The organism is Streptomyces sp. A0592 (genome assembly GCF_004795115.1).
Lineage (GTDB): Bacteria > Actinomycetota > Actinomycetes > Streptomycetales > Streptomycetaceae > Streptomyces > Streptomyces erythrochromogenes.
Window position 1 is genome coordinate 1 of sequence record NZ_SSBM01000004.1, and the last position, 14,083, is coordinate 14,083.

A 14,083-nucleotide genomic window follows, 5' to 3' on the forward strand; every position below is an offset into this window, starting at 1 on the left:
CATAGTGTTTCGGTGGTCATAGCGTTAGGGAAACGCCCGGTTACATTCCGAACCCGGAAGCTAAGCCTTTCAGCGCCGATGGTACTGCAGGGGGGACCCTGTGGGAGAGTAGGACGCCGCCGAACAACCCGCCCTTTTAGCTCAGTCGGTAGAGCGTCTCCATGGTAAGGAGAAGGTCAACGGTTCGATTCCGTTAAAGGGCTCCAAACGAAAAGGCCCCCGCCATCAGGCGGGGGCCTTTTTGCGTTACTGGGGTCAGTAGTAGCCCTTCTCGCCGTCCAGCAGTTCACGTATCGCGTCCAGGTGGCCGGCGTGGCGGGCGGTCTCCTCGATCATGTGGAGCAGGACCCAGCGCACCGAGGCGGCACCCGCCTTGAACTCCGTGTTGCGGCCCGTGTCGTCCAGGGAGAGCGAGGCCAGGATCTCGTTCGACACCGCGCACTGGCGGTCGTACTCCTTCAGGAGCCGGCCGAGAGGGATTCCCTCGGCCTGCATGTCCGCGTCCTCCACGTCCCCGAACTGGGGATTGGCGTCGGTCGGCCGGTCCAGCAGCATCACCTCGAACCAGCAGTGCTCCACCCAGCGCATGTGGGAGACGAGCCCCGCCGCGGTCATCAGCGGAGAGGACGGCAGGACGGGGCGGTGGGCGGCCTCGTCGGAGAGGCCCTCGCACTTCCAATGGATGATCGAGCGGTGCATGTCGAGCCAGCCCAGGAGCTGGGTGCGTTCGTCGGCGGTGTAATCAGGGCGCGTACGGGGAGTCGGCATGGGCGCCGAGGCTAGCCCAGACCACCGCCGCGCGCACCGTGATTAATCGCCCGCCCGCGGGTGGGGCACGCGGAACGCCAGGATCGCCATGTCGTCCGAGGCGGGCTCGGCCGCGAACCGCTCCACCGCACGCAGGACACGTGAGGCGACCGCGCCGGCGGTCAGGCCCGTACAGGTCGTGAGGACCTCCGTGAGGCCGTCGTCGCCGAGCATCCGACTTCCCTCGCGCCGCTCGGTCACGCCGTCCGTGACGCACAGCAGGACGTCGCCCGGGTCGAGGGTGAGGGTCTGCTCGTACAGTTCCAGGTCCTCGATCACACCCAGCAGCGGCTGAGGTTCCGCCGCAGCGTCGACCTGGCCGTTCGGGCGCAGGCGCAGCGGGAGCGGGTGGCCCGCGCAGACGACCTTCATCAGGGCGCCGCCGTCCGGCTGCGGGTGGAGCTCGCCGTAGAGGAGGGTGAGGAACCGGCTGCGCGCCCCCTCGTCGAGGATGGCCGCGTTGAGGCGTTCGAGGACGGCCGGGCCGCCGAGGCCCTCGCGGGCCAGCAGGCGCAGCGCGTGCCGGGCCAGGCCCGTCACGGCGGCGGCCTCCGGGCCGGTGCCGCAGACGTCGCCGATGGCGAAGCCGTACGCGCCGTCACGGATCGGGAAGACGTCGTAGAAGTCGCCGCCCACCTCGTTGCCCTCGCCGGCGGCGCGGTAGATGACCTCGACCTCCATACCGGGGATGGCGGGGGAGCCGGGCGGCAGCAGGCTGCGCTGCAGGGAGCGGCTGATCGCGGTGCGCTCGGAGTACAGGCGGGCGTTGTCCAGGGCGAGGGCGGCCCGCCGGGAGAGGTCCTCGGCGAGTTCGAGGATCTCCTGGCGGAAGTGCTCCTCCCTCGGCTTGCCCAGGGTGAGCATCCCGATGACGCGGTTGCGGGCGAGGAGGGGCAGGACCACCGTCTCGCCGCCGACCGCCACGGTGGCTTCGGGCCACGGGCGGGCGCCGGCCTCGCGGACCGGTTCGGGCGGGCTGACCCGCGACAGCAGGGCCTTCAGGCCGTCGATGCGGTCCTCGTCCTCGTGGAGGACGTAGCTGAGGTACGGGTCCGAGGACTGGTCGGCGATGGTGTAGACGGCGCACCAGGTGGCGAGGGTCGGGACGGTCATCTGGGCCATGAGGGCCAGGGTCTGGTCCCGGTCCAGGGTGCCGGCCAGCAGGTCGGAGGCCTCGACGAGGAAGGACAGGGAGCCGCGGCGCAGCCGCTCCAGTTCACCGAGGCGGGCGGACTCCACCGCCAGGGCGATGCGGTCGGCGGCGAACTGGAGGTGCAGCGCCTCCTCGTTCGAGTAGCGGCCGGGGCTCTCGGCGGCGACGCCCAGGGAGCCGGTGAGCCGGCCCTCGACCTTGAGGGGGACGGTGACGGCGGAGCGCATGCCGGTGGCGTCCAGGAGCGGAACGGCCCCGGGGACGGCGACGAGGTCGTCGTGGACGGCGGGCATGCGGGCGGAGCCGTAGCGGTTGGTGCCAGCCTCGACGGGTACGCGGGCGAAGCGCTGGCGGGTGGAGGGCAGGCCGGTGGTGGCACGGACCTCCAGCTCGGTCTCGTCGTCGGTCGCGAGCAGCAGGAAGGCGGCGTCGGCGTCCAGGAGGTCGCGGGCCCGCTCGACCGTGCGCTGGAGCAGGCCGTCGAGGTCGTCGGGGGCGGGCGAGCCGATGAAGACCTCGAACGGGTCGGCGGCGCGGGGCTCGGCGAAGTGGCCGCCGTCGGTGGAGGGCACCCGTACGGGGCTCTGGAGCAGGGCCCGCTCGTCGTCGTGGACGAGGAGGCAGACGGTGGACGGCTCGCCGTGGGCGTCGCGGACCCGCAGGTGGGAGGCGTAGACGGGGATGACGCGGCCGTCGGCTCCGCGGACGCCGTAGCTGCCCTCCCAGCGGGACAGGCGCAGGGCCTCGGCGATGCCGGTCCCGGTGCCCGGGGTCTGCGGCCAGGCGGCGAGCTCGGCGAGCGGGCGGCCCACCGCCTTCTCGGCGGGGTGGCCGAAGATGTGCTCGGCGTCCTCGTTCCAGGCGGAGACGGTGTCGGCCGAGTCGATCTGGAGCACGGCGACGCGGACCCGGCTGTCGGCGAGGGGAAGCATCCGGTCGGGGACGACGGGACCCGCCGAGCGGGTACCGACCGGCCGGTCTGGCAGATCGAGGCGGAACCAGACGTGCTTGTGGGTGGCGGTGTACTCGACGCCCCAGCGGGTGGCCAGGGCGGCACAGAGCATCAGCCCGCGGCCGTTCTCGCGGTCGGGGTCGGCGTACGGGCGTTCGCCGGGGTGCCGCAGCGGCAGCTCGCGCTCCGGATAGCGGTCGGCGACCTCGACCCGGGCGCCGTCCTCGGTGCGCAGGCACAGGACCTCCGCCCGGGTGCCGGCGTGGACCACGGCATTGGTGACGAGCTCGCTGGTGAGGACCACCGCGTCGTCGACGATGTCCGCGAAGCCCCAGCCCTGCAGGGTGTCGCGGACGAACGCGCGAGCGGCGGCGACCGAGCGCCCGAGGGGGTCGAAGCTGGCAGCCGCCCGTGCCGTGATCACGAATCTCCTTCGACGCGGTTGGACATCGGTTGCCAGGTTACTTACCTTCGCGGACGGCATGGTGCCGTCGTCCGGGAATCCACTCGCAGGGTACGGCGGGTGTGCGATGGTGCCGAAGTGTTATGGCCGGGTTCGGCCAGGGTGAAACACTGGGCAGGCTTGCAGAGCCGGCTTGTGATGAGTCAGGTGTCCGGTGGAACAGTGGTCGACCCTTTCGGGAGGGACACGGTGGAGTCTGGCGCAGTGGTGCGGCGTACGGGGACGCGGCCGAAGGGCGGGCGGTCCCGGCGCGGCGGCACGACAGAGGTGGATACCGCCGCTCTGAACCGGCTGCTCACGGCCCTGGTGTCGATGCGGGACGGTAACTTCCGCAAGCGGCTGACGGTGTCCGGCGAGGGCGTGATGGCGGAGATCGCCGCCGTCTACAACGAGGTCGCCGACCGCAATCTGCACCTGACCGGGGAGCTGTCCCGGGTGAGGCGGATGGTGGGCCGTGAGGGGAAGCTGAGCGAACGGCTGGAAACGGGTGCCTGTGAGGGTTCCTGGGCGGCCGCGATCGACGCCTCGAACCAGCTGGTCGACGATCTGGCCCGGCCGGTGTCCGAGGTGGGACGGGTGCTGTCGGCGGTGGCCGAGGGCGATCTGGACCAGCGGATGGACCTGCGGACGCAGGCCGCCGAGGGGGCCGGGCATCCGCTGCGCGGCGAGTTCCTGAAGGTCGGCCGTACCGTCAACAACCTGGTCGACCAGCTGTCCGCGTTCACCGACGAGGTGACGCGCGTGGCGCTGGAGGTGGGCACCGAGGGCAAGCTCGGTGGCCAGGCCCAGGTGCGCGGAATGTCCGGTTCCTGGAAGGACTTGACCGACTCCGTCAACACGATGGCGTACCGGCTCACCGCGCAGGTGCGTGACATCGCTCTCGTGACGACGGCGGTCGCCAAGGGCGACCTGTCGCGCAAGGTCACGGTGCACGTGGCCGGCGAGATGCTCCAGCTGAAGAACACCGTGAACACCATGGTGGACCAGCTGTCGTCCTTCTCCTCCGAGGTGACGAGGGTCGCGCGCGAGGTGGGTACGGAGGGCGAGCTGGGCGGCCAGGCCAAGGTGCCCGGCGTCGCGGGTGTGTGGAAGGACCTGACCGACTCGGTCAACACCATGGCCGGGAACCTGACGGCCCAGGTGCGCGGGATCGCCCAGGTGACGACGGCGGTCGCCAATGGTGACCTGTCGCAGAAGGTCCGGGTGAGCGCGCGCGGCGAGGTCGCGCAGCTGGCCGAAACGATCAACCAGATGACCGAGACGCTGCGGACCTTCGCGGACGAGGTCACGCGCGTGGCCAGCGAGGTCGGCGCCAAGGGAACGCTCGGCGGCCAGGCGCAGGTGCCGGGGGCGGCGGGGACGTGGAAGGACCTCACCGATTCGGTGAACACGGTCTTCCGCAACCTCACCACCCAGGTGCGGGACATCGCGACGGTGACGACGGCGGTTGCCAACGGCGACCTGTCGCAGAAGGTCACGGTCGACGTCGCCGGCGAGATGCTGGAGCTGAAGAACACCGTCAACACGATGGTCGACCAACTCCAGTCCTTCGGTGCGGAAGTGACGCGTGTGGCCCGCGAGGTCGGCGTCGAGGGCGAGCTGGGCGGCCAGGCCCAGGTGCCGGGGGCCGCCGGTACCTGGAAGGACCTCACCGACTCGGTGAACACCGCCTTCCGCAACCTCACCGGGCAGGTCCGCAACATCGCGCAGGTGACCACGGCGGTGGCCAACGGCGACCTGTCCCAGAAGGTCACCGTGGACGTCTCCGGCGAGATGCTCCAGCTGAAGAACACCGTCAACACGATGGTCGACCAGCTGTCGTCCTTCGCCGACCAGGTCACGCGGATGGCGAGGGACGTGGGTACGGAGGGCCGCCTCGGCGGCCAGGCGAGGGTCGAGGGGGTCTCGGGCACCTGGAAGGAGCTCACCGACTCCGTCAACTTCATGGCCGGCAACCTGACCTCGCAGGTGCGCCAGATCGCGCAGGTGACCACGGCGGTGGCCCGCGGCGACCTGTCGCAGAAGATCGACGTGGACGCCCGGGGCGAGATCCTGGAGCTGAAGAACACCATCAACACGATGGTCGACCAGCTCTCCGCCTTCGCGGAGCAGGTGACCCGGGTGGCCCGGGACGTGGGTACGGAGGGCCGCCTCGGCGGTCAGGCGCAGGTGCCCGGCGTGGCCGGTGTCTGGCGCGACCTGACGGACTCGGTGAACGGCATGGCCGGGAACCTGACCTCGCAGGTCCGCAACATCGCCCAGGTCGCCACGGCGGTGGCCCGCGGCGACCTGTCGCAGAAGATCGACGTGGACGCCCGGGGCGAGATCCTGGAGCTGAAGAACACCCTCAACACCATGGTCGACCAGCTCTCGAACTTCGCCGAGCAGGTGACCCGGGTGGCCCGGGAGGTGGGTACCGAGGGCATCCTCGGCGGTCAGGCCGAGGTCAAGGGTGTCTCCGGCACCTGGAAGGACCTCACCCAGTCCGTCAACTTCATGGCGAACAACCTGACCTCGCAGGTGCGCAACATCGCCGAGGTGACGACGGCGGTCGCCATGGGCGACCTCTCCAAGAAGATCACCGTCGACGCCAAGGGCGAGATCCTCGAACTCGTCACGACCGTCAACACGATGGTGGACCAGCTGTCCTCCTTCGCGGAGCAGGTGACGCGGGTGGCCCGCGAGGTGGGTACCGAGGGCATCCTCGGCGGCCAGGCCCGGGTCCGCGGGGTGACCGGCATCTGGAAGGACCTCAGCGACAACGTCAACACGATGGCCGGCAACCTGACGGCCCAGGTGCGCGGGATCGCGCAGGTCTCCGCGGCCGTCGCCAACGGCGACCTGACGAAGAAGGTGACGGTCGAGGCGCGCGGCGAGGTCGCCCAGCTCGCCGACACCGTCAACACGATGGTGAAGACCCTGTCGTCCTTCGCCGACGAGGTGACCAGGGTGGCCCGCGAGGTGGGTACGGAGGGCCGCCTGGGCGGGCAGGCGCACGTGCCCGGGGTCTCGGGGACGTGGAAGGACCTCACCGACTCGGTGAACTTCATGGCCTCCAACCTCACCGGTCAGGTGCGGCAGATCGCCATGGTCACGACCGCCATCGCCAAGGGCGACATGACGAAGAAGATCGACATCGATGCCCGGGGCGAGATCCTGGAGCTCAAGACCACCATCAACACGATGGTCGACCAGCTCTCCTCCTTCGCCGACCAGGTGACGCGGGTGGCCCGCGAGGTGGGCACCGAGGGCATCCTGGGCGGCCAGGCGCGGGTGCGCGACGTCGACGGCACCTGGCGGGACCTGACCGAGTCCGTGAACGAGATGGCCGGGAACCTCACCCGGCAGGTGCGCGCGATCGCGGCCGTGGCGACCGCGGTGACCCGCGGCGACCTCAGCCTGAAGGTAGACGTGGACGCGGCGGGCGAGATCCAGGTCCTCCAGGACAACATCAACACGATGATCGTCAACCTGCGCGACACCACCCTGGCCAACAAGGAGCAGGACTGGCTCAAGGGCAACCTGGCCCGGATCTCCGCGCTGATGCAGGGCCGCCGCGACCTCGACGACGTGGCTTCGCTGATCATGAGCGAGCTGACGCCGGTGGTCTCCGCGCAGCACGGCGCCTTCTTCCTGGCGGTGCCGGCCGGCGGTACCACCGAGATCGGGACGGAAGGCGGCGCGGACGGCTCGTACGAGCTGCGGATGCGCGGGAGCTACGCCTACGCCGGCGGGCAGATGCCCATCTCCTTCCGGCCGGGGGAGGGGCTGATCGGGGCGGTCGCCGAGGAGAAGCGGACGATCCTCGTCGAGAACACCCCGCCCGGCTACCTGAAGATCTCCTCGGGCCTCGGCGAGGCCCCGCCGGCGCACGTGATCGTGCTGCCGGTGCTCTTCGAGGGGAAGGTGCTCGGCGTCATCGAGCTGGCGTCCTTCACGCCGTTCACGCAGATCCAGAAGGACTTCCTCAGCCAGATCGCCGAGATGATCGGTACGAGCGTCAACACCATCAGTGTCAACTCCAAGACGGAGATGCTGCTGAAGCAGTCGCAGGAGATGACCGAGCAGCTGCGCGAGCGTTCCGACGAGCTGGAGAACCGGCAGAAGGCCCTCCAGGCCGCCAACGCGGAGCTGGAGGAGAAGGCCGAGCTCCTGGCCCAGCAGAACCGGGACATCGAGGTGAAGAACACCGAGATCGAGGAGGCCCGGCAGGTCCTGGAGGAGCGCGCCGAGCAGCTCGCGGTCTCGATGCGCTACAAGTCCGAGTTCCTGGCGAACATGTCGCACGAGCTGCGCACCCCGCTCAACTCGCTGCTGATCCTGGCCAAGCTGCTCGCCGACAACGCGGACGAGAACCTGTCGCCGAAGCAGGTGGAGTTCGCCGAGACCATCCACGGCGCGGGCTCGGACCTGCTCCAGCTGATCAACGACATCCTCGACCTGTCGAAGGTCGAGGCGGGGAAGATGGACGTCTCGCCGACCCGGATCGCGCTGGTCCAGCTCGTGGACTACGTCGAGGCGACCTTCCGGCCGCTGACGGCGGAGAAGGGCCTCGACTTCTCGGTGCGGGTCTCCCCGGAGCTGCCCGCGACCCTGCACACCGACGAGCAGCGGCTGCTGCAGGTGCTGCGCAACCTGCTGTCGAACGCGGTGAAGTTCACCGACACCGGTGCGGTGGAGCTGGTGATCCGGCCCGCCGGCGCCGATGTGCCGACGGCGATCCGCGAGCAGCTGCTGGAGGCCGGATCGCTCCGGGAGGCGGACGCGGACCTGATCGCCTTCTCGGTCACCGACACGGGCATCGGGATCGCCGCGAGCAAGATGCTGGTGATCTTCGAGGCCTTCAAGCAGGCGGACGGGACCACGAGCCGCAAGTACGGCGGCACCGGGCTGGGCCTGTCGATCAGCCGGGAGATCGCCCGGCTGCTGGGCGGGGAGATCCATGCGGCGAGCGAGCCGGGCCGCGGTTCCACCTTCACCCTGTACCTGCCGCTGCACCCGAGCGAGCTGCCGCCGCAGGGGTACGCGCCGCCCACGCCCGGGGGCGCCCGCGGCGAGCTGTACCGCCGGTCCCTCGACGGGGCGCGCCCCGGGCTGCCGGTGCTGCCGGCCGGGCCGACGGCCGCGCCGGCGGCGGCGGATCCCCAGCCCGTGCGGTCCGAGCCGTCGGCCGCCGGAGCGGGACAGGGCGGGGCAGCCGCGCTGTTCCGTCGGCGCCGCAAGCCGCTGAGCGACCTGGAGCCGCGTACGGCGGTGCCGGGCCAGCCGAACGCGGCGGCGGCCGAGGACGCCTGGGACACCGCGGAGGAGGAGCTTCCGACGGTGGCGCGGACCTACGACTTCCGCGGCGAGCGGGTGCTCATCGTGGACGACGACGTCCGCAACGTCTTCGCGCTCACCAGCGTGCTGGAACAGCACGGGCTGGCGGTGCTGTACGCGGAGAACGGGCGCGAGGGCATCGAGGTCCTGGAGCAGCACGACGACGTGAAGGTCGTGCTGATGGACATCATGATGCCCGAGATGGACGGGTACGCCACGACCTCGGCGATCCGGCGGATGCCGCAGTTCGCCGGCCTGCCGATCATCGCGCTGACGGCGAAGGCGATGAAGGGGGACCGGGAGAAGGCGATCGACTCCGGTGCGTCCGACTATGTGACCAAGCCGGTCGACCCGGACTACCTGTTGTCGGTCATGGAGCAGTGGATGCGGGGCAAGTGACAGGAGGGAGAGCGGAAGGGAACCGACCGCTGACACACTGTGGCCGTAGCGGTGTGGAAGGGCGGTAAACGGGGAACCTTCTGCTCTCCCACCGCGTTTCTGCTTCGTGCACAGTGACATCCTGGTGACAGGGTGTGGCGATCTCGGGACTGGGGCTACGATGACCGGCACAAGGACGGACGGCGCACGGGTGTCGTCCTCTGGGGCGGGGCCCGGCGCACCAGCCGGTGCCAGGAGCCGGGGAGGCCCCATGCCGGGGCGAGGAGGACAGGGCATGGTGCAGAAGGCCAAGATCCTCCTGGTCGACGACCGGCCGGAGAATCTGCTGGCGTTGGAGGCCATCCTCTCCGCGCTCGATCAGACACTGGTCCGGGCGTCGTCGGGGGAGGAGGCGCTCAAAGCGCTGCTCACGGACGATTTCGCGGTCATCCTGCTGGATGTCCAGATGCCGGGCATGGACGGGTTCGAGACGGCCGCGCACATCAAGCGGCGGGAACGGACCCGGGACATCCCGATCATCTTCCTCACCGCGATCAACCACGGTCCGCACCACACCTTCCGCGGTTACGCGGCGGGTGCGGTCGACTACATCTCCAAGCCCTTCGACCCCTGGGTGCTGCGGGCGAAGGTCTCCGTCTTCGTGGAGCTGTACACGAAGAACTGCCAACTGCGGGAGCAGGCCGCCCTGCTGAGGCTCCAGCTGGAGGGCGGCGGCTCGAACGGCGTGGACGCCGGCAAGGAGACGGCGGGCCTGCTGGCCGAGCTCTCCGCACGGCTCGCGGCGGTCGAGGAGCAGGCCGAGGCGCTGACCAAGCAGCTCGGCGAGGATTCGGCCGACGCCGGGGTCGTGGCGACCGCGGCCCATCTGGAACGCAAACTCACCGGACTGCGGCGGGCACTCGACGCGCTGGAGCCCGGGAGCGCCGGAGGGGCTCCGGCGCTGCCCTCGCAGAACTGACCGCGCAGCCGTCCGGCTTGGCGGAGCGTCAAAGTGCCTACCCCGGCCACGACACGAACGGGTGAAGGGGTGGGCACGCGTGTCCACCGGCGCGCGCACCGGTAACCTCGGGCCCATGGCCTCAAGTACGTCCGGCAAGGGTTCCCCGAGCGCTGCGGGCACCGCGAAGGGCCGCACCGGCCGTACGACGGCGCCCGCCAAGAAGGCGGCCCCCGCACGCAAGCCCCCGGCGAAGAAAGCCGCGGCCGCCAGGCGCGCCCCGGCCAGGAAGGCGGCGGCCAAGCCCGTGCCGTCGCCGACGAGCGGCGTGCTGCGACTGGTGCGGGCCCTGTGGCTCGGCTGCGCGCACGCGGTCGGCGCGGTCTTCCGCGGGATCGGCCAGGGAGCCAGGAACCTCGACCCCGCCCACCGCAAGGACGGCGTCGCGCTGCTGCTCCTCGCCCTCGCGCTGATCGTCGCCGCCGGTACCTGGTCCAATCTGAGCGGTCCCGTCGGGGACCTGGTGACCATGCTGATCACCGGCCTCTTCGGGCGGCTGGACCTGCTCGTGCCGATACTGCTCGGCGTCATGGCGGTACGTTTCATCCGCCACCCCGAACAGACCGACGCCAACGGCCGGATCGGCATCGGGCTGTCCGCCCTCGTCATCGGCGTCCTCGGCCTGGTCCACATCGCCTGCGGTGCGCCCGGCCGCGACGAGGGCACCACGGCCATGCAGAACGCCGGCGGGCTCATCGGCTGGGGCGCCTCCAAACCGCTGATCTTCACCATGGGTGCGCCGCTGGCCGTGCCCATGCTGGTGCTGCTGACGATCTTCGGGCTGCTCGTGGTCACCGCCACCCCGGTGAACGCGATCCCGCAGCGGCTGCGCCGGCTCGGCATCCGGCTCGGGATCATCGCCCCGAACGAGTACGACGAGGGCTACGGGGAGGCCGAGGGCGGCCCCGCCGTCCGGCACGACCCGGACCAGTGGAGGGCCCGCTCGGGGGCCGGCGCGGGCTCCGGCGACCCCGCGGACGCCGCCGAGGAGGAGGCGCTGGCCCGGCGGCGCCGGCCGCGCAAGGCCGCCGCCCGGCCGGCCATCGACCGGGAGATGGACGCCGTCGACGTGGCCGCGGCGGCCGCCGCCGCGCTGGACGGGGCGGTCTACGGCGGCATGCCGCCCTCCCCGCTCGTCGCCGACCTCACACAGGGGATCGCCGCCGAACGGGACGGCGCCGAGGCCACCGCTCCGGTGCCGACCGCCCGCGGTGAGCGCTCCGCCCGGCCGGCCGCACCCGCGGCCGCCGCAGCACCCGAAGAGCCCGCGCAGCCGCCGCACGCCACCACCGCCGCGGCCTCTGGGACGCTGGCGGTGCCCGACCTGACGAAGGCCGCGCCGGAGGCCCAGCCGCTGCCGCCCCGTGCCGAGCAGCTCCAGCTGCGCGGCGACATCACGTACTCCCTGCCCTCGCTGGACCTGCTGGAGAAGGGCGGTCCCGGCAAGACCCGCAGCGCCGCCAACGACGCCGTGGTCGCCTCCCTGCGCAACGTGTTCACCGAGTTCAAGGTGGACGCCGACGTCACCGGCTTCACCCGGGGCCCGACGGTCACCCGCTACGAGGTCACCCTCGGCGCGGCCGTGAAGGTCGAGCGGATCACGGCCCTGACGAAGAACATCGCCTACGCCGTGGCCAGCCCCGACGTGCGGATCATCAGCCCGATCCCGGGCAAGTCCGCCGTCGGCATCGAGATCCCCAACACCGACCGCGAGATGGTCAACCTGGGCGACGTCCTGCGCCTCGCGGACGCGGCCGAGGACGACCACCCGATGCTGGTCGCGCTGGGCAAGGACGTCGAGGGCGGCTACGTCATGGCCAACCTCGCCAAGATGCCGCACGTGCTGGTCGCCGGCGCCACCGGCTCAGGAAAGTCCTCCTGCATCAACTGCCTGATCACCTCGATCATGGTCCGGGCCACCCCGGAGGACGTCCGGATGGTCCTCGTCGACCCCAAGCGGGTCGAGCTGACGGCGTACGAGGGCATCCCGCACCTGATCACGCCGATCATCACCAACCCCAAGCGGGCCGCCGAGGCGCTCCAATGGGTCGTGCGCGAGATGGACCTGCGCTACGACGACCTGGCCGCCTTCGGATACCGGCACATCGACGACTTCAACCAGGCCATCCGGGACGGGAAGATCAAACTCCCGCCGGGCAGCGAGCGGGAGCTCAGCCCCTACCCGTACCTGCTGGTGATCGTCGACGAGCTGGCCGACCTGATGATGGTGGCCCCGCGCGACGTCGAGGACTCGATCGTCCGCATCACCCAGCTGGCCCGCGCCGCCGGCATCCACCTGGTGCTCGCCACCCAGCGGCCCTCGGTGGACGTGGTCACGGGCCTGATCAAGGCGAACGTGCCCTCGCGCCTCGCCTTCGCCACCTCCTCCCTCGCCGACAGCCGGGTCATCCTCGACCAGCCCGGCGCCGAGAAGCTCATCGGCAAGGGCGACGGGCTGTTCCTGCCGATGGGCGCGAACAAGCCCGTCCGCCTCCAGGGCGCCTTCGTCACCGAGGACGAGATCGCCGGGATCGTCCAGCACTGCAAGGACCAGATGGCGCCGGTCTTCCGGGACGACGTCACCGTCGGGCAGAAGCAGAAGAAGGAGATCGACGAGGACATCGGCGACGACCTGGACCTGCTGTGCCAGGCGGCGGAACTCGTCGTCACCACGCAGTTCGGCTCCACCTCGATGCTCCAGCGCAAGCTGCGGGTGGGCTTCGCGAAGGCCGGGCGGCTCATGGACCTCATGGAGTCGCGGGGCATCGTCGGCCCGAGCGAGGGTTCGAAGGCCCGCGACGTCCTGCTGAAGGCCGACGAGCTGGACGAGGTGCTCGCGGTCATCCGCGGCGAGACGGATTCGTAGTGAAATCGCGGGCAACCGTTTCCCATGGGCCCGCGTCAAGTTGAACGGAGGGGCGGCGCCGCGCACGACGCGCGTACGGCGTCGGGCCGCCACGCCGAAGGGGACCTCCCGTCGCCATTCGTATGGCGTAGGAAGGGCACCCTCCGGTTGCTCCACCCTTTCGTACCCCCCCTAGACTGGACTTCCAGCAGGTGGCTACACGCTCGAAAGGCGCCCTTGTGTCCATCGGCAACTCCAACTCCCCCGAAGAAGAGCGGCCTTCGACCGACGACCGGTCCGAGGACCGTCTCGTCGAACGTTCCGTCGAAGAGCCGTCCATCGGGACGGCCCTCAAGAAGGCCCGGATCGCCGCCGGGCTCACAGTCGACGAGGTCAGTTCCATCACCCGCGTGCGCATCCCGATCGTGCACGCGATCGAAGAGGACGACTTCACGCGGTGCGGCGGCGATGTCTACGCCCGCGGTCACATCCGTACGCTCGCCCGCGCCGTCCACCTCGACCCGGCACCCCTGGTCGAGAGCTACGACGCGGCCCATGGCGGCCGGCCGGCACCCACCCCCGCCGCGCCGATGTTCGAAGCCGAGCGGATCCGCCCCGAGCGGCAGCGGCCCAATTGGACCGCGGCCATGGTCGCCGCCATCGTCGCCGTGATCGGCTTCGTCGGCTTCACCGCCTTCAGCGGCGACGCCGAGAAGGAGAAGCGCCCCGTGGCGGAGGGATCCGCCTCTCCCAAGCCCGCACCCAAGCAGACCGGCGGCAAGCCGGCCGCGCAGCCCTCACAGGTCCCGCCGGCCGCCAAGCCGGAGCCCTCCGACAGCGCCATCGCCGCCGCGCCCAAGGACCTCGTCACGGTCGTCCTGACGGCCGACACGGGCGAGAGCTGGATCTCCGCGAAGGACTCCACGGGCCGGCTCCTCTTCGACGGAACCCTCGTCCAGGGCCAGTCGAAGACCTTCACGGACAAGGAGTCCGTCGACCTCGTGCTCGGCGACGCCGGGGTCGTGAAGCTCTTCGTGAACGGCAAGGAGATCAAGGACGACTTCCAGCCGGGTCAGGTGGAACGCCTCACATACACCAAGGAAGACCCCGCCCAGGGCCAGCCGCAGGCGGGCTGACCGAGGGGCCGC

Annotated in this window: 6 protein-coding genes, 1 tRNA gene and 1 rRNA gene; 6 read left to right on the forward strand and 2 right to left on the reverse strand. The window is 70.7% G+C overall.

The annotated features are described in order from the left end of the window. Positions 1-8: 8 nt before the first annotated feature. Both rrf and E6U81_RS07630 read left to right on the forward strand, forming a co-directional pair. Positions 9-125 (forward strand): 5S ribosomal RNA (gene rrf, locus E6U81_RS07625). Positions 126-130: 5 nt separating this feature from the next. Then, positions 131-206: transfer RNA gene (locus tag E6U81_RS07630), tRNA-Thr, on the forward strand. A gap of 49 nt (positions 207-255) precedes the next feature. On the opposite strand, the gene E6U81_RS07635 is transcribed toward E6U81_RS07630, so the two are convergent. Both E6U81_RS07635 and E6U81_RS07640 read right to left on the reverse strand, forming a co-directional pair. Continuing rightward, entirely contained in the window at positions 256-768 is a 513-nt protein-coding gene (locus E6U81_RS07635) for a DinB family protein (RefSeq protein ID WP_136229342.1), read from the reverse strand. Between the two features lie 42 nt (positions 769-810). Next, positions 811-3,396 carry a SpoIIE family protein phosphatase gene (locus E6U81_RS07640; RefSeq protein ID WP_240803708.1) on the reverse strand — a complete coding sequence of 862 codons (2,586 nt, stop codon included), beginning with the start codon at positions 3,394-3,396 and terminating at the stop codon, positions 811-813. 168 nt (positions 3,397-3,564) lie between these two features. Between E6U81_RS07640 and E6U81_RS07645 the strand changes: the two genes are divergently transcribed. The 4 genes from E6U81_RS07645 to E6U81_RS07660 all read left to right on the forward strand — a co-directional run bounded on the left by E6U81_RS07645 (position 3,565) and on the right by E6U81_RS07660 (position 14,071). Continuing rightward, positions 3,565-9,093, forward strand: coding sequence for a HAMP domain-containing protein (locus E6U81_RS07645; RefSeq protein ID WP_206309871.1), 5,529 nt, complete (start codon positions 3,565-3,567; stop codon positions 9,091-9,093). A 274-nt stretch (positions 9,094-9,367) separates the two neighbouring features. Beyond that, positions 9,368-10,051 carry a response regulator gene (locus tag E6U81_RS07650; RefSeq protein ID WP_030821150.1) on the forward strand — a complete coding sequence of 228 codons (684 nt, stop codon included), beginning with the start codon at positions 9,368-9,370 and terminating at the stop codon, positions 10,049-10,051. A 115-nt stretch (positions 10,052-10,166) separates the two neighbouring features. After that, positions 10,167-12,956: a DNA translocase FtsK gene (locus E6U81_RS07655; protein ID WP_136229345.1), complete on the forward strand. Its 2,790-nt coding sequence runs from the start codon at positions 10,167-10,169 to the stop codon at positions 12,954-12,956. A gap of 218 nt (positions 12,957-13,174) precedes the next feature. Beyond that, complete coding sequence (locus E6U81_RS07660; RefSeq protein ID WP_136229346.1) at positions 13,175-14,071, forward strand: RodZ domain-containing protein; 897 nt, start codon at positions 13,175-13,177, stop codon at positions 14,069-14,071. Positions 14,072-14,083: the final 12 nt, after the last annotated feature.

What these genes read in the sequence shown, in the direction of transcription:
- E6U81_RS07635 (WP_136229342.1), bottom strand. Translation starts at nt 768, where the DNA reads ATGCCGACTCCCCGTACGCGCCCTGATTACACCGCCGACGAACGCACC.
- E6U81_RS07640 (WP_240803708.1), bottom strand. Translation starts at nt 3,396, where the DNA reads ATGCCGTCCGCGAAGGTAAGTAACCTGGCAACCGATGTCCAACCGCGT.
- E6U81_RS07650 (WP_030821150.1), top strand. Translation starts at nt 9,368, where the DNA reads ATGGTGCAGAAGGCCAAGATCCTCCTGGTCGACGACCGGCCGGAGAAT.
- E6U81_RS07655 (WP_136229345.1), top strand. Translation starts at nt 10,167, where the DNA reads ATGGCCTCAAGTACGTCCGGCAAGGGTTCCCCGAGCGCTGCGGGCACC.